Origin of the sequence: Streptomyces sp. NBC_01320 (assembly GCF_035974375.1) — a bacterium.
Classification (GTDB): Bacteria; Actinomycetota; Actinomycetes; order Streptomycetales; family Streptomycetaceae; genus Streptomyces; species Streptomyces yanii.
The window spans coordinates 5,970,731-5,986,570 of sequence record NZ_CP108390.1 but is presented as its reverse complement, the minus strand read 5'-3'; the positions used below and the strand labels follow the sequence as shown (position 1 = coordinate 5,986,570).

14 protein-coding genes and 1 pseudogene are annotated in these 15,840 nt (G+C 70.3%); 6 read left to right on the top strand and 9 right to left on the bottom strand.

Features of this window, described 5'->3' with window-relative positions; genetic code table 11:
• The first annotated feature begins 139 nt into the window (after nucleotides 1-139).
• Nucleotides 140-949 (top strand): discoidin domain-containing protein, encoded by an 810-nt coding sequence (locus OG395_RS27230; protein WP_327245274.1) that lies wholly within the window; start codon nucleotides 140-142, stop codon nucleotides 947-949.
• 370 nt (nucleotides 950-1,319) lie between these two features.
• Here the strand turns inward: OG395_RS27230 and OG395_RS27225 are convergent, their stop codons facing one another.
• The gene (locus OG395_RS27225; RefSeq protein WP_327249473.1) at nucleotides 1,320-1,778 is read right to left on the bottom strand and encodes an Lrp/AsnC family transcriptional regulator; all 459 of its coding nucleotides are present in this window, start codon (nucleotides 1,776-1,778) and stop codon (nucleotides 1,320-1,322) included.
• A gap of 85 nt (nucleotides 1,779-1,863) precedes the next feature.
• Here OG395_RS27225 and OG395_RS27220 point away from each other — a divergent pair, with 85 nt between their 5' ends.
• The gene (locus tag OG395_RS27220) at nucleotides 1,864-2,790 is read left to right on the top strand and encodes an SMP-30/gluconolactonase/LRE family protein (RefSeq protein ID WP_327245273.1); all 927 of its coding nucleotides are present in this window, start codon (nucleotides 1,864-1,866) and stop codon (nucleotides 2,788-2,790) included.
• Nucleotides 2,791-2,809: 19 nt separating this feature from the next.
• Here OG395_RS27220 and OG395_RS27215 read toward each other — a convergent pair.
• Nucleotides 2,810-2,899: pseudogene (locus tag OG395_RS27215) on the bottom strand (DNA-binding response regulator); the annotation flags it as partial.
• Nucleotides 2,900-3,250: 351 nt separating this feature from the next.
• Between OG395_RS27215 and OG395_RS27210 the strand changes: the two are divergent.
• Nucleotides 3,251-3,877, top strand: coding sequence for a hypothetical protein (locus tag OG395_RS27210; RefSeq protein ID WP_327245272.1), 627 nt, complete (start codon nucleotides 3,251-3,253; stop codon nucleotides 3,875-3,877).
• Nucleotides 3,878-4,004: 127 nt separating this feature from the next.
• Here the strand turns inward: OG395_RS27210 and OG395_RS27205 are convergent, their stop codons facing one another.
• A complete protein-coding gene (locus OG395_RS27205) occupies nucleotides 4,005-4,361 on the bottom strand; it encodes an SH3 domain-containing protein (protein ID WP_266983464.1) in 357 nt (118 codons plus the stop codon).
• A gap of 481 nt (nucleotides 4,362-4,842) precedes the next feature.
• Here OG395_RS27205 and OG395_RS27200 point away from each other — a divergent pair, with 481 nt between their 5' ends.
• Entirely contained in the window at nucleotides 4,843-5,544 is a 702-nt protein-coding gene (locus OG395_RS27200) for a response regulator transcription factor (RefSeq protein WP_327245271.1), read from the top strand.
• Nucleotides 5,541-7,172 (top strand): sensor histidine kinase, encoded by a 1,632-nt coding sequence (locus tag OG395_RS27195; protein ID WP_327245270.1) that lies wholly within the window; start codon nucleotides 5,541-5,543, stop codon nucleotides 7,170-7,172. The genes OG395_RS27200 and OG395_RS27195 overlap by 4 nt, the downstream gene beginning before the upstream one ends.
• A gap of 29 nt (nucleotides 7,173-7,201) precedes the next feature.
• Here the strand turns inward: OG395_RS27195 and OG395_RS27190 are convergent, their stop codons facing one another.
• The 5 genes from OG395_RS27190 to OG395_RS27170 all read right to left on the bottom strand — a co-directional run bounded on the left by OG395_RS27190 (nucleotide 7,202) and on the right by OG395_RS27170 (nucleotide 13,273).
• Entirely contained in the window at nucleotides 7,202-8,413 is a 1,212-nt protein-coding gene (locus OG395_RS27190; RefSeq protein WP_327245269.1) for an ABC transporter permease, read from the bottom strand.
• A complete protein-coding gene (locus OG395_RS27185) occupies nucleotides 8,410-9,138 on the bottom strand; it encodes an ABC transporter ATP-binding protein (protein ID WP_327245268.1) in 729 nt (242 codons plus the stop codon). The genes OG395_RS27190 and OG395_RS27185 overlap by 4 nt, the downstream gene beginning before the upstream one ends.
• Nucleotides 9,135-10,388, bottom strand: a complete 1,254-nt coding sequence (locus OG395_RS27180; RefSeq protein ID WP_327245267.1) for a peptidoglycan-binding domain-containing protein — start codon at nucleotides 10,386-10,388, stop codon at nucleotides 9,135-9,137. The genes OG395_RS27185 and OG395_RS27180 overlap by 4 nt, the downstream gene beginning before the upstream one ends.
• A gap of 149 nt (nucleotides 10,389-10,537) precedes the next feature.
• Complete coding sequence (locus OG395_RS27175) at nucleotides 10,538-11,119, bottom strand: hypothetical protein (protein ID WP_327245266.1); 582 nt, start codon at nucleotides 11,117-11,119, stop codon at nucleotides 10,538-10,540.
• Between the two features lie 210 nt (nucleotides 11,120-11,329).
• Nucleotides 11,330-13,273, bottom strand: a complete 1,944-nt coding sequence (locus OG395_RS27170) for a YncE family protein (RefSeq protein ID WP_327245265.1) — start codon at nucleotides 13,271-13,273, stop codon at nucleotides 11,330-11,332.
• A gap of 490 nt (nucleotides 13,274-13,763) precedes the next feature.
• Between OG395_RS27170 and OG395_RS27165 the strand changes: the two genes are divergently transcribed.
• On the top strand, nucleotides 13,764-14,963 hold the full coding sequence (locus OG395_RS27165; protein ID WP_442818606.1) for a serine/threonine-protein kinase: 1,200 nt from the start codon (nucleotides 13,764-13,766) through the stop codon (nucleotides 14,961-14,963).
• Between the two features lie 145 nt (nucleotides 14,964-15,108).
• Here the strand turns inward: OG395_RS27165 and OG395_RS27160 are convergent, their stop codons facing one another.
• A complete protein-coding gene (locus tag OG395_RS27160; protein WP_327245263.1) occupies nucleotides 15,109-15,726 on the bottom strand; it encodes an HdeD family acid-resistance protein in 618 nt (205 codons plus the stop codon).
• Between the last annotated feature and the right edge of the window lie 114 nt (nucleotides 15,727-15,840).

Sequence of the window (15,840 nt, the reverse complement as noted above, 5' to 3'; positions counted from 1 at the left end):
TCCTTCCCCGACGCCTGCCCCCGCACCGGCTCCCGCACCCACCTCCGTTCACCCATCGCCACCCCTCACTCCACCCCCCACTGCGCCCGCTCCTGCCCCCGCCGTTGCCCCGCGCCGCCCCGACGAGACGACCGAGCCCGTGCCCGGACCCGAGGCGCACCCCGTCCCATCCCCGGGACTGCCGCCCACTCCGCCCCCCGCGCCGCCCGTTGCGACCGTCCGCTGCCCCAACTGCCGTACGGAGAACGCGGCGGACCGCACCCTGTGCATCCACTGCGCCCTGCTCCTGGACCCGGGGCCGGCCCCGGAGCTCCCGCCCCCGTGGTGGCGCCGGATCTTCCGCCGCCACCCCCGCCGGGCGCCCCTCGCCGGGGCCCGGCCGCGCCGCAGACTGTGGCGGCGCCCGAGTCTCGCGCTTCCGCTGACGCTGATCCTGGTGGCGGCCCTGGTCTGGTTCGGGCTGCCGCACCTCTCCGGGCTGCTGGGCTTCGCGAAGAAGGAGACGGGCAGTCCCGAGTCGGTGCCGCCCTCGGCCTTCCGCAGCTCCAGCAGGGCGCCCGGCCACCCGGCCGGTGCCGCGTTCGACGGCTTCAACAACCGTTACTGGGCACCGAAGAATGTCGGTGCGGGCGTCGGCGAGTACCTGGAGTGCGACTTCGACCAGCCGGTACGAGTGATGAAGCTGATCGTCTTTCCCGGCACGTCGGCGAAGGCGGACGAGTTCCTCACCCAGGCCCGCCCCGAGAAGATCACGGTGGTGCTGACCTCGGCCGACGGCAGGAAGGTCAGCAAGCGGATCAGGCTCAAGGACCAGGCGGGCCCGCAGACGTTCGACGTGGTGGGTGCGGAGACGGTCAGAGCCCGGCTGACGACGGACGAGGTGTACGGAGCCGGGAACGGCCGCCGCCTGGCCATCGCGGAGATCGAGTTCTTCGGCCGCCGGTCCTGACGGCGCACACGAGCTCCAGCACCTCGGGACCACCGAACGAGTTCTGCACGGCAGCACGCATGGCAACGCTCCCTGATGTTCTGCCGGTTGATGGATTCAACCGTAGGAAGCGCCGACGAGACGCGGAATGGCCTTCCGTCTCACCCGCATGTCCATTCGTCCTGCGCGCGTGTACGCGGGGCCGGGTGAGGCCTACCGGGACTTGTTCTCGATCTCCGCGAAGAACCCCTCCGCAAGCCGCAGGAAGCCGTCCTTGCTCAAGCGGATCTCGTCCCCGACCCCGCAGCCCGGCACGGACCTCTCGGGGCGCAGCCCGATCTGCCTGTCGGCGACGGGGGTCCGCCTGTCACGAGGATGTCCCGTCCCGGGGTCAGGATGCGGCAGGCGCGGCCCCGGCTGCCGTGACCGGCCGCTCGAAGAACGTCTCCAGGACCACCGTGGCCTGGGTGCCGCTGACGCCCTCGATCGCGTACAGCCGCCGCAGCACGTCCTGAAGCTGCTCGGTCGTCGCCGTGCGCACCTTGACCAGGACGGACGCGCTACCCGCGATGACATGTGCCTCCTGGATCTCGGGGAGGGCCGCGAACGCCTCGGCCGACTCGCCCATCCAGGCCGCCGATTCGACCATCACGAAGGCGAGCACCCCGCACCCCACGGTCGCCGGGTCGACATCGACGGTGGTGCGGCGGATGACGCCGCGCTCGCGCAGCTTGCGGACGCGTTCGTGGGCGGCGCCCGCCGACAGGCCCACGGTGCGGCCCAGAGCCGCATAGGACCGGGTGGCGTCCTGCTGGAGCAGCGTCAGCAGTTCACGGTCGATGTCATCCACGTTCTTCATACGCACACCATATTCTGTCTGGTCCATACGGTGATACGTTGAACAGTATTTGGTCTCAGGGGAGTGAGGGGGAATCATGTCCGGTGACGTGGTGAACGGGATCTATGAGGTCCTGGACGGCCGGTTCCGCAGCGGGCGGTGCACCAATGGGGACATGCGCCTGGAGAAGCTGTACGGCGACTGCCGCTGGGCCGAGGGCCCGCTCTACGTGCCGGCCTGGCGCCAGGTCGTGTGGAGCGACATCCCCAACGACCGGATGCTGCGCTGGGACGAGGCCACCGGGACCGTCGGCGTCTTCCGTGCGCCCGCGGGACACAGCAATGGCAACACCCTTGATCCGCAGGGCCGGCTGATCACCTGCGAGCAGGGGAACCGCCGCGTCACCCGCACCGAGCACGACGGCTCGGTCACCGTCCTCGCCGACCGTTTCGAGGGCAAGCGGCTCAACAGCCCGAACGACGCGGTCGTCCGCAGCGACGGCACGGTCTTCTTCTCCGACCCCGACTTCGGGATCACCAGCGACTACGAGGGGTACCGCGCTCAGAGCGAGATCGACTCCTGCAACGTGTACCGGGTGGACCCGGTCACGGGCGAAGTCCGCCTGGCCGCCGACGGGTTCCGCGGCCCGAACGGGCTGGTCCTCTCCCTCGACGAACGGCAGCTGTACGTCTCCGACACCCGGCTCAACGAGGTCCGGGTCTTCGACGTCGACGAGCGCGGTGACCTGTCCGACGGCAAGGTCTTCGCCGAGGGCCGGCCCGGCAACGGCGTCTTCGACAACATCCGCTTCGACGACGAGGGCCGCCTCTGGGTGGCGGCCTGCGACGACGGCATCCACTGCTACGACCCGGACGGCACCCTGATCGGCCGCATCCTGGTTCCCGAGACGGTCTCCAACATCGCCTTCGGCGGCCCCAAGAACAACCGGCTCTTCATCACGGCCACGACGTCCCTGTACTCGGCGGTCGTGGCGGTGACGGGGGCGCCCCGGATCAGGCGCTGAGCCCCGCCGCGGCTCTCCCTCACCGATCCCGTCCGGCCATGCCCGCCTCGTAGGCGATGATGACGAGCTGGACCCGGTCGCGGGCGTCGAGTTCGGCGAGCAGCCGGGTGCGGGCAAGTCGACCACGCCGTGGATGATCCTCGGCCCGAGCGACCCCACCGGCGGAAGCGTCACCGCCGGAGGGCGGTCGCTCCGGGACCGTCCGCGCGGGCTGCGCCACGGCGGCGGGCTGCGCGACACGGCCGATGTGCACGGCGGTCGTACCGCCGCGGCGTTCCTGTCCGTCGTGGTCCGCGGCAACCGCATTTCACCGGCCCGGGGCCGAGGTCCTTCGCGGGGTGAGGCTCGGCGGGGCGGCTCGGTGCCGGCTCGGCGGGTTCCCGCTCGGCCTGAAGCAACGTCCTGTTCCCGGGGCCGCGTCCGCTGGTGCCCGGGTGAGGGCCCCTGGTAGGCATGGCCCGTGCATGTCGACAGCGTCCCGATGCCGCCGGCCGTCCGGGCCAGGCCCCGCGATAACCGCGGCTATCCCGTTCCCGCGATCACCCCGTGGGAAGGGGACGAGCCCCAGTTCGCCCTCACCGACTACGGGCGGAGCGCGGACTGCGCGCACGGGCGGCTGCGCTCGGTCTGCAACACCCTGATACCTCGGGGCCCGGTGTGGCGGGTGGTGGGCGGCACGGAGGCCGCGGCGATCGGCGAGGCACTGGCCGCGGGCCGCCCGTACCGCAATCTCGCCCCGACCATGGAGGGCCCCGGACACCGGGCGTGCATGCTGTACGCCTCGATGGTCTGCCCCTATCTGGCTCGTCCGAACGCGCGGCGGGGGCTGTCGGCGGACGCCCCGGAGGACATGACCGCGCACGTCCTCCGGGGAGCCGCCCGGGGCGGGATCGGCGCGGTGGTGGGGTTCGCCGACTACGAATACGCGGTCACCGGGACCCACGTCCTGTTCCGCTTCCTCGACGTGGTCGAGTTCCGGCCGCACGAGACGGCCGATGCGCAGCTCGACGAGCTGCGGGCCGAGCTGGCCCGGCCGCGGGCCGGACGGCGAAGCGGGCCGAGCGGCCCCCTGTCCAGGGCGAGGTGATGAAACATCAGGTGTCCGGCGAGTGGCAGAGGTCAGGGGCGACCTCGGCGAGACCGCCCCTGACATGCCACTATGTCGCCTGACTCGGAGCCTGGCTCCCGGTGGTGAGTGCCCAGGCCCCAAAGGGTCAGAAGCCGCAGTACACAGAGCTTCCGTAGTCGCTCAGGAGGTCGTCACGGACCCACCCGTAGGTACCCGTGCTGTCGTTCCTGAGGTACGTCCAGGTGTAGTCGCCGGCCACCGTGTAGCAGTGGTAGTCCAGCTTGTGCCCGGAGTACGCGATCCCGTTGATGGCACAGCCGGTGCTGGAGCCGCTGCGCTCGTTGGCTCCGTTGGCCGTGGCGTTCCAGGCGCTGCCGTCCTTGTCGGCGACGGTCTTGCCGCAGGCCGCGGACGCCGCTGCCGGAGTGGTGGAGAGGGCGATCGGGATACTCGCGGCCACCGCCACGAGCGCGGGCAGAACGACGGCGATTCGGCGCTTCATTGAAACCCCCATGGTTGTCTTTTGTTTTCCCTGCTCCCGTGTGACAGGTGGTCCTGGAAGGGGAGCAGTGGCCGCTGCATCACTTGGGATGCGGTGGCGCTAGTACGATTCCGAGCCGGGCATTCTGAAGAAAGGATTCCGATCGCAGATGTCCAAATTTGATTTCAGCGAGTCCGAAAATGATCAGGGCGAAAATAGGTCATGCGGGGTGCCGAGCCAGGCCGAATTGCAGCCTTGTGCGTGACCTTCCTCGTCCTCCTTGTTCGGTGGGGGTGGCGTCCGAAGGGGAGGAATCCCTGGCCGAATCCGACCTGTGGGGTGGACTCGAAGCTCGGCCTCGGACCGTGCCCTCGTGCGGAATTGGTCATGCCATTTCTGATCTGCCCATGGACGGTTTCATTCCGTATTGAGGCCTGAGCGCGACTCATTCACCCCGCCAATTAACCAAGTACTCTGTGAAATTCCAGCCGGAGGAGTCTCGTTGAGCGCTCGCATTCTGGTCGCCGAGGATGACGTGAAACAGGCGCGACTGATACGGATCTACCTGGAGCGGGAGGGGAACGAGGTCCAGATCGTCGCCGACGGCCGTTCGGCGGTCGACCGGGCCCGGTCCTCCCGGCCCGACCTCATCGTGCTCGACGTGATGATGCCGAACGTCGACGGTCTCGACGTATGCCGCATCCTGCGCGCCGAGTCCCAGGTGCCCATCCTGCTGCTCACCGCGCGCGCCACGGAGGAGGACATGCTCCTCGGCCTCGACCTCGGGGCCGACGACTACATGACCAAGCCTTACAGCCCACGGGAGTTGACCGCGCGGGTCAGGGCGCTGCTGCGGAGGGCGAAGGCGGCCGGGCGCGCGGAGTCCGCTGTGCTCACGGTCGGGGACCTGGAGGTCGACACCTCCCGATTCGAAGTTCGCGTGGCGGGGGAGCCGGTGGTACTGACCGGCAAGGAGTTCGCGATTCTGACCGTGCTCGCGGGGGAGCCGGGGCGTGCGTTCACCAGGGCGCAGATCATCGACCGGGTCTTCGGGTTCGACCAGAACGTCCTGGAGCGCACGGTCGATGCCCATGTGATGAACCTGCGGCGGAAGCTGGAGAAGGGCCGTGCCGGCACGCGGTATGTGGAGACCGTCTACGGGCGGGGCTACCGGCTGTCGAACGGGGACGGTGAGGTGCGGTGAGTTTCCGGCTTCGGGTCCTCGGCCTGCTGATGCTGGTCGCCATGGCAGCCACGGCGGCCACGGCATGGTTGACCTTGCGTCAGATAACCAGTCAGGTACGCGAGTCCGACCGTGCGGGGCAGCAGGAGGTGTCCCGGATCACCGGGGAGCTCCATGCCTACGGATTCGAGCACGGCACCTGGGACGGTGTCGCACCGACGGTGGGTGAGCTGGAGAGGGACACCGGGCAACGCATCCGGGTCACCACGGAGTCCGACGTACTGCTGGCCGATTCCGACGCCCTCGCCGGCCGCGAGCCCCGCGCGGTGAGCAGTCGGCCCCCGGTCCTGGTGAACCCGCACCCCGAGCTGCGGTTGCCCAGGGGGAAGGTACCGCTGGCTTCGGTCAAGCTCACCGTGGCCGCGATCGGTGAGTACCGTGCCGTGGCGACGTACCAGGCCTGTCTGACCCGGGCGGGCGTCAAGGTGACGGCCCGGCCGAACAGCATCGGCATCCCCCGGATCATCAGCACGGACCGTCGGTCACCCCAGTGCAAGGAGCCGACAGCGGATGTGGATCCGCGCGCCGCCCAGGATCACGACGCCGCCTCCCGGTGCGTGTCCGAGCAGCGTCTCGCCGCGTGTCTGCAGCGCGTCTTCGACGAGCGGACCGTCTCCGTCGCGCCGTCGCGCCTTCAGGTCCGCCTCGGCGTACGGGACGAGTCGCCGCCCACCTTGGCCGCCGCGCCCACGGTGGTCGTCGCGGTGGGCGTCAGCCTTGCCGTCATCCTCGGCGGGCTGCTCCTGAGCAGGGCCGTGCTGCGCCCGATACGTGCCCTGACCCTGGCTGCCCGGGGGCTGGGGGAAGGAGATCTGGAGCGACGGGTTCCCGTCTCCGGCCGGGATGAGATCGCCGAACTCGGGCGTGCCTTCAACAGGATGGCCGACTCCGTCCAGGCCGGCGAGGAGCGTCAGCGCCGCCTCACCGGCGACATCGCACACGAGCTGCGTACCCCGCTGGCCAATCTGCGCGGCTATCTGGAAGCGCTGCAGGACGGGTTCGTCGAGCCGACCCCCGAACTGCTGGACTCCCTCCACGAGGAGGCGATGCTGCAGCAGCGGATCGTGGACGATCTGCAGGACCTGGCGCTCGCCGAGGCCGGCGCACTCACCTACCACCACGCTGTTGTCGATCTGCGCGACGTCCTGGAGACCTGTCGTACGGCCCATCGGGCCCAGGCCGAAACAGCTGGTGTGGTCCTGGAGCTGGAGGCGCCGCAGCAGGTGTTCGTGGACGCCGACACGGACCGGCTCCGTCAGGTCGTCGGCAATCTCGTCGGCAACGCCCTACGGGCCACGGCGCCGGGCGGCACCGTGACGCTGGCTGTGGTCCGGCACGGCGACTCGGCGGTCCTTCGGGTGAGGGACACCGGCAAGGGGATACCGGCCGAGCATCTGCCCCACCTCTTCGACCGGTTCTGGCGGGCGGATGCGGCCCGGGGCCGCGCCACCGGCGGCAGTGGCCTGGGGCTCTCCATCGCCCGGCAGATCGTGACCGATCACCGGGGGACGATCGACGTGGAGAGCACGGTGGGTGTCGGGACGACCTTCACCGTCGTGCTCTCCACGGCTCCGGCAGACGCGCACTGACCTGTCCGGCCCGGGGCGCTGCGGCCCGGTCAGGTCCCCGCGAGCGCCTCTGTGGGTGCCAGGCGTCCGGCCCGCACCGCCGGGTAGAGCCCGGCGATCGCCCCGATCAGCAGTGTGACGGCGATCCCGGCCGCCGCCGCCCACACCGGGACCTCGGTCGGCCATTGCCGTACGTATGCGTACCCGGCGGTGATGGCCGTGCCGAGGACCGTTCCGCCGAGGCCGCCCAGTGCGGACAACAGCAGCGATTCGGAGACGAACTGGCCGCGGATCTGGCCGCTGGTGGCGCCGAGCGCCCGGCGCAGGCCGATCTCCGGGCGGCGTTCGAGCACCGAGATGACCATGGTGTTGCCTACGCCGACCCCGCCCACCAGGAGCGCGACCCCGCCGAGTCCGAGCAGCAGTCCGGTCAGCGCCGACTCCGTGGCCTCCCGTGCGGCCAGCGCGTCGGAGGGCCGGGAGACCAGCACGCCACTCGGCTTCTCGGGGTTCGCCGTCGCCGCGAGTACACCCCGCACCGCCGCCACCTGGTCGTCCCGAGCGCGCACGTAGACGGTCGACGGGTGGCCGTCGAAGCCCAGATACGTCTCTGCGGCCTTCCAGCCGACCAGTGCCGAGCTGTCGACCTCCGGCGCCAGCGGCATCGGTTCGAGTACTCCGACCAGGGAGAACCACTTTCCGCCCAGCCAGAGCCGCGTCCCCGGCGTATAGACGTCGAGTCGCCGGGCCGCCTGAGCGCCGAGCACCACGGCCGGATACTCCTCGGTCGCCGACTCGAGCCACCGGCCGGTACGCACCCTTCCGCCGATCGCCGGCAGCAGCTGCGACCCGGCCGCCGCGACCTCGACACTGCTGGTCCGTCCGACCGGCACATGCTCGTTGCGGTAGACCGCGGCGCCCTTGACCGTGCCGGTCGCCGCCACCTGCTGCACCGGGCCGATACGCCCGATCATGGGCACCGCTTCCTTGGGGAGGCGGGTCGTTTCGCCCTCGGGGGTCTGGCCCGGGGCGACGCGCAGCATGTTGGTGCCCAGCTGGTCGAGCTTGCGGTCGACCTCGGCGCGGCTGGAGCTGGAAATGCCGACGACGGCGACCATTGCCGCCACACCGATCGCGATGCCCAGCGCGGACAGGAACACACGCAGCGGCCGGGTCCGCAGCCCGGTCCCGCCGAGCCGGACGATGTCGGCGGGGCGCAGCCGGGCGGGGCGCAGCACGGCTGCCCGGCGCCTGCGGCTCATGTCAGGACTCCGGTGCCGACCACCGGGGGATGACCGCTGTCGGCCACGATCCGGCCGTCGCGCATTTCCACCTTCCGGTCGAACGCCTCGGCCATCTCCCGGTCGTGCGTGATGACCACCACCGTGGTGCCGGCCGCATGCAACTCCCGCAGCAGCTCCAGGACCGCCGCGCCGGAGGCCGAGTCGAGGTTGCCGGTGGGTTCGTCGGCGAGCAGCAGGGCCGGTTCACCGATCACCGCGCGGGCGACCGCCGCACGTTGCCGCTCGCCTCCGGAAAGCTGGTGGGGGAGGTGGTCGAGCCGGTGGTCGAGCCCGACTCGGGTCAGTGCCCGCGCGGCCCTGCGCCGGCGTTCCCGCAAGGGCACGCCCGCGTACAGCAGGCCGTCGGCGACCGTGTCCAGCACCGGTACCCCCATGGCCAGGTGGAACTGCTGGAAGACAAAACCGATCCGCTGTGCACGGAGCGCGGAGACCTCACGGTCGGACAGCTCGGCGATCTCGTGACCGTCTATGGCGATCCGGCCGCTGGACGGCCTGTCCAGGGTTCCCATCAGATGCAGCATCGTCGACTTGCCCGACCCGGAAGGGCCGACGACACAGGCCAGCTCTCCGTACGAAATGGCCAGGTCGACCCCGCTGACCGCTGAGACACGGCCGGGGTAGGTCTTGGACACGGCGGTGAACTGGACGACGGGGGTATCGGGCTTGCCGGGAGGCGAGGTCACTTGGGGATCCTCACCTTCATGCCTTCGTGGACCCGGGGGCCGCTCACCTCGACCTTGCCTCCCGCGTACAGACCGGTCTTCGCGGGCACGAAGCGGCTGGATCCGCTGTCTCCGCCACCACCGTCCTCGCTTCCTCCGGCGAGCTCCAGGCCGTAGCCGCCCTCGGCCAGAGCCACCAGGGCAGCGACCGGAACGGTCAGCACCCCCTTGCGCTCCTTGACCACGTGGCGGACCGTGACCGGGCCGCTCTCCAGGCTGCCCAGCGCGTCCTGGTCATCGAAGGTGATCACCACGGACACGGTGGCCGTCTTGCCCGCCGAGCCGTCGCCACCACCGTCCGCGCCGCCCCCTCCTGCGGCGTCCCCGCCGCCCGAGGCACCGGACGACGACGCGTCCTTGCCCACGCTCGCGATCTCGCCCTTGACCGAACGCCCGTCCGGAAGGTCCACCGCGACCTCGCTGCCCCGCTGAGCCCAATTCGTGTCCGTGGCCGGTACGTTCACGGTGACCATGCGCGACGTGGTGGTGTACGTGAGCGGGTTGCCGGAAGCTTCGGCTCCGACCAGCGCGCTGGTGCCCGCGATCCGCACAGCGCCGGGTGCGTAGACGATGTCACCGGCATCGACCCTGCCCGTCTGGGGCAGGCCCAGGTCCTTCTGCCAGCGCTTGACCGCGTTGGCCGTCAGCACGGTGTACGACTCGTCCACGGTGAAGCCCGAGTAGCCGAGGGCGCTGAGGTTGCTCTCGAACTGCTTGACGTCCATGCCGTGCAGCGGCGTCGACTGCCGCGGTGTCCCGGCTCCTTGAACCGTCCCGGCGCTGTCGGCGTTCGCCGCGCCGCCGCCCGTGGCACCGCTGTCGCTACCACTGTCCTGGCCGGACCCGGTGCCGCCGTCCTGACCGCCCTTGCCACCGGTCGCGACTTCGCCTTCGGGCGCTGCCTCCGTCACTCCCAAGTCCCGGTACATGGGCAGGCTTCCGTAGAGCAGGACCACCGGGCGGTCGTCGACCCGCAGCACTTTCTCCCCCCGCCGCACCGTCCTGCCGGTCGCCGGCAGCCACGTCACCGTGCCCTCCGCCTTGATCTGGAACGGAACCTCCGGGCCATGGCCGAGTTGGCCATCGACCTCGGTCTGATCGGTCAGCGTGTCCCGGGTCACCTGCACCACTTCGCTGCTTCTGCCCGGCGCCGCGCCGTTGTCGTCCGTACCGCCTCCGCCGAGCCCCAGGGCTCCGACCGTGCTGACCACGGCGACCAGAAAGAAACCGGCCGTTATGAGGAGCGGGCCACGCCTGCGCCTCCCCGTTCTCCTGCCGTCGGCACGGTCGTCCGCCCCGTCTTCACCTTCTGCGCGCCCCTGGCCCGCATCCCTCATGACATCCACGGTTGCTCGTCCCGTCAGCCCTGGGGCGTGGGCGCGTCGTCCGGGATGCCGATGATCGAGGCGCAGGCGCGTGTGGCCCGCTTGGCACCCGCCGACGTCGAATCCCATGTGACGTCGCGGAAGTGGCCGTCCGCACCGGTGTCGGGGAAGTCGGGGGCGCCGTGCTCCTGCATGCACTCCGCGTACTGCTGGTTCTTCCGGATCTCTTCCTTGGTGAGCTCGGGCTGCTGCGCCTTCTCGACGCTCTCCGGGACGGGCACACTGAGGTCCGCGCACTTCTCCTGTGCCTTGAGGGCCTTCGGGTCGCGCTTCCATTTGGACTGGTCGCCGAGTTCGACTTTGCCCTTGGCATCAGGGTCAGGAGCGTCGAGCCCCTCGTCACGCAGGCACGTGACCCACTTGCGCTGCGCCTCGACGTACTCGGCCAACTCGCCCGAACTGCTGGTGGAGGCCTTGGCGCTGGTCCTGCCGCCTTCCGCGGACGCGACCTCGTCCCCCCCGTTCCCGCCGCCTCCGCAGCCGGTGACCACCAACGCCACCGCCGACGCCATCCCGGCCAGCACCAGCCGGCCCCCGAACCGCCGACGCGAACTCATCCTCATGGGTTCCTCACACTTGGGTCGCCGTCCGGCCCCCGTTGTGGCCGGACGTCAAGGAATGTAGGACCGCTCCTATGAAGGACCTATGAAGAAGCCGTCAAGAACCCTTCCCGTGGGCTGCGGTGAACGTCGTAGGGCCCCACCGCAAGCGGTGGGGCCCTACATGAGGCGTCCGGTCCGCGAGGTGATCGATCCGGACGTAACCGCCTACTTGGAGAAGTACAGGTACTTCCAGGACCCGTACGTCGTCGTGTTCACGGTGTCGCCGGACGACCCGTTGACGTACACCGACCGCATCCGCGCCCTGATGCCGGACTGCCCCGGCGCCTCCAGACGTACGGCCGACTTTCCGTTCGTGCCGATCGGGAAGTACTCCGAGTCGGCGGAGTACCACTTTCCGCCCGAGTAGACCTGCAGGTCGAAGCGCTGCTTACGCCCCTTGTAGTAGGTCATGGTCGTCGTGAGCAGCGGGTCGGTGCTCTTGTGGAACCAGTAGTACGACGTCGAGCCGATCTTGGCCGTCTTGTAGTGCTTGGAGACGGCGGTGGAGATCTTGACCCTGGCGTACGCCGTGGACTTCACCGTCCTGGGCGCGGTGCGGGCGTCCCCCTTGAAGACCGCGGTGACCTCCGTGTCCCGCGTCATGTCCACCGTCGCGGAGATGTTGCCGCTGGAGTTGACCGTCCCGGTCTTCAGCAGCTTGTTGGGCTTGTCGCCGCCGAAGGGGTTCGCCCAGATCTCGACCGTGCGGTTCTTGTACGTCGAGCCGAGGTGCGCGGTGAAGGAGACGTCGGCGCCGTAGTTGTAGACGTTGCCGTTCTTGTTCAGGGTCAGCGTCGGCTTGGTACGGGGAACCGAGACCTTGTCGGACGCGCTGACCGCAGTGTGCCCGGCGTCGCCCGCGTAGGCGACCTTGTACGTGACCGTGCCGCCGGCCGGCGGGGTGTCCGTGAAGGTGTAGGAGCCGTCCGCCTTCACCGTGACGGCGGGCAGCGCCTTGCCGCTGGGGCTCTCCAGGTCGCTGCGGGTGACCTGCAGCTTGGCACCGCTCGGCAGCGGCACCGTCGCCGACAGCTTCCCGGTCACGGTGAGCTGCTTGCCGCGCGTGGCGGTCGACGGTGCGTTCACCGTCAGGCTCGGGACGTTCAGCGTCGGGTCGGTGAGCGCCTTGAGGGTGTAGCCGCCGCTCGTCCCCACGAGCGCGAAGATCCGTGAGGAGTCCGGGGCCCACGTCAGGTCGGCCGTGCCGGACGTGGTGGCGTAGGTGCGGAGCGGCTGCGTGGCGCCGGGCCGGTAGACGGCCACCTTGGCGCCGCTCACCTGGGCGACCAGTCCGTCGGCGGCGATGTCGGCCCGCTGTCCGGAAGGGTAGGCGCCGGCGGCGGTGAACTTCCCGTCCGCGTAGGCGTCCCGCTGCATACCGTTGACCAGCACCTCCGGGGCGCCGGGCACGAGGTCGATGTCTCCGATGCCCTGGTTCAGCGTGTAGTCGCCGGAGTACCAGGCAGTCAACTGCGTCGTGGTGCCGGAGACGTCGACGACGGCCATCGAGTCCGTGGAAATGCCGGTCTGGCCGATGGCCAGCAGGCCGGGCGCGGACGGGTCGGTGTCGAGGAGCGCCGGGCCCCAGATGCCGGGGGACGGCTGCGGGAACTGCCCGAGCGTCACCGCGTCGGTTCCGCTCGCCGGGTCCACCGCCGGGTCGACCGAGCCCAGGTTGCCGTCCCACTGGTCGCCGTAGGTGAACCAGACCTTGCCGCCGGCGAAGGCGACGTGGCGCGGGCCCGTGTCGGTGGCGACGGCGTAGCGGGCCTTGACGTCGAGGGTGGCCGCGTCGAGGGCCACGATCTCGTGGCTGCCCTCCGCGGCCGCATACAGGGTGGCGCCGTCGTCGGACACCACCAGACCGGAGACCCCGCTGACGCCGCTCACCGAGTCGACGAGGGCGCCGGTGTAGTCGGCGGCCAGGATCTTCCCGGCCGAGCGGTCGCCGACGAAGACCCGCTTGAGGGCGCCGTCCGCAACGATGCCACCGGGCGAGGCGACGGCGGCGGAGGCGGCCGAGGCGGATCCGGCTGCGACGACGCTCAGTGCCGCCGAGCTGAAGAGGACCGCGAGCGCTGTCGCGGTCGAGATGCTGCGCGTGCGCACAGTGTTGTACCCCCCACAGGAAAACCCGGTGGATGACCGGGAGTTGAGAGCGCCGCGCAGCACCCGGGTGTGACCGCGGACGTGCGGTGACGCGCGGGGCGCGGCTGCTCCCGGGCAGCGTATGGCATGACGGTGACAAGTGCGGAGGGAGTTTCCCTTGCGGGGACGGCACGATCACGCGAGGAGCCGGGCCGGGGTGACCGGGGTGGTCACCCCGAGGGGTCGGCGCTACGTCCTCGGCCGGTCTTCCCAAGGGCCTCGGCCCGCGCGCCGGTTCCCCGCCGGTGCGGCTGTCCGGCCCCCCGGTTCGTTGCCGTCCCGGCCGGCGATCCGGCGGCCTGCGGAGATCATTACGCTGGTGCCTGGCTCGGGCCCGTGCCAGGCAGAGCCTGTCCGGGCGGCTGCGAGATGACTGAACGAAACTGAGGGTGGTCTGCGAGTGCTGGTGGCGGATCGATACCGGTTGGAAGCAGAGATCGGCCGTGGAGGGATGGGGGAGGTCTGGCGGGCCACGGACGCCGTGCTGGGCCGCCCGGTGGCGGTGAAGCTGATGCTTGACGGCGGAGCCGACGAGCAGGCGACCGCACGCTTTCGCCTGGAGGCGCAGACAGCCGCGAAGCTCAACCATCCCAACGTTGTTACGGTGTTCGACTTCGGTTCCTGGAACGACCGTCTGTACCTCGTCATGGAACTGGTCGACGGGGAGAGCCTGGCCCAGGTTCTGGCCGCGACCGGAGCGTTCAGTCCGCAACGGGTCGCCGGCGTCGCCGGTCAGATAGCGGCCGGCATGGCCGCGGCCCACCAGCAGGGTGTGATCCACCGCGACATCAAACCCGGCAACCTGATGCAGGATGCCGGTGGGGCTGTCAAGATCGGTGATTTCGGGATCGCCCGGTTCGTCGACGAGGCATCGACCGCCCTCACCGGCGCCGGTCAGATCGTGGGTACCAGCCTCTACCTCGCCCCCGAGCGAGCGCTCGGCCGGCCTGCCGGGCCCGCCTCCGACGTCTACGCTCTCGGCTGCGTCCTCTATCAACTGCTGGTGGGTGAACCGCCTTTCCGGGCGGGCAACGCGGCGGCCCTGCTCCACCTGCACGTCACCGCTCCGCCGGCGCCTCCCTCGCTGCGACGCCCGGAGCTGCCCGGCGCGTTCGAGGAGCAGCTGCTCCGGATGCTGGCCAAGCAGCCTGAGGACCGCCCCAGCGCACGGGATGTCGCCGACTGGTTCACCAGTCCGGCCTGGCGCGACGGCGCGTACCGGATGCCCACTTCCCCTGAGGCGGGTACGGCCACGGGGCACGCGCTGCCCCGTACCACGCATCAACCGATCACCGCGGATCGACGGCACCGGGCCCCGCAGGGGCAGCCGCCCGCGGCGCTTCAGGTCCGATCGATGCCCGTACGCGTGCGGGCGCTCATGCGGCAGCACCGGATGCTGACTGTCGCGATCGCCGGACTCGGTGTCTTCGTTGCCTCCACACTGCTCGGCATGGGGTTGTTCTCCACTGGCGGAGGACAGTCCCAACCCCCGGGCGCCACGCCTTCCCCGTCAGCGGACACTTCCACCACCGCCCCTGGCGCGACGTCCCGCGAGTTCACCCCGTCCGCATCCCCGGCCGACACCTTGGGCGACGAGCAGGAGGAGGGGCACGGAAAGCGGAAGCATGGTCATGGGAAGGACGATGACTGAGGGCTGTCAGCTGTCACCCCGCATCAGCAGGGATACGGGGGTGAGGGGCCGCCCCGGCTGCCGCCACGGGCCCGGTTGGCGATCGGGTAGACCCGCTGGTGACGGCGGCCCGCTGCCCACACGTGGGACCCGGTGTACTCCTTCGCTACGTCGACAGCCGGGCGCTGGGCGCGGAACGCTTGGCCGCAGATCGCCGTGTGAACGCCATCGTCAGTTCTCCCAGGCCCAGCAGGACGAGCCACAACCCCAGCAGCCTGGCCAGCGCGACCGCGGATTCCACGGGATACGCGAGCACGACGATGCCGGCCACGATCCCGAGGGCGGCCAGGGCGAAGGCCAGCCCCCGATGCGGCATGTCGCGTCCCCAGCCGGCAAGGAAGGCCACAAGCAGGCCCGACACCAGCCAGTAGGCGCCGAGGATGAGCGACAGCAGCGCGGTGGTCTGCAGTGGGTGTCGCAGGCACAGGACTCCCGCCAGGATGGCCAGTACGGCAACCAGCGCCCGCATCGCCGTCCTGCTGCCCTCGCTGTCCCGGGAGAAGGCCGTGACGAAGTGGAAGGCACCCGAGACAAGCAGGTAGAGGCCGAGGACGACCGCCAGGACGTGCAGTGTCTCGTCCGGCCAGACGAGCACGACGATCCCTGCCGCCAGGGTCACCAGTGCGATCCCGAGTGTCCACGTCCATGAGCCGCCCAGATCGGCCAGCGTGTCATTGGGGTCGGCCGGCCCATGAGGCGTCGCAAAATTGGATGGTGCGTTCATGATGCTTCCCGCCGTACTGCCCGTCGCGTGGGACGCGTGCCGTCACCCGGGTCGGGAGTCAGGATGGTTCACCTGCTCCCTGGTGCAGGGGGACTCAGCGCAGGATCTGCGCCT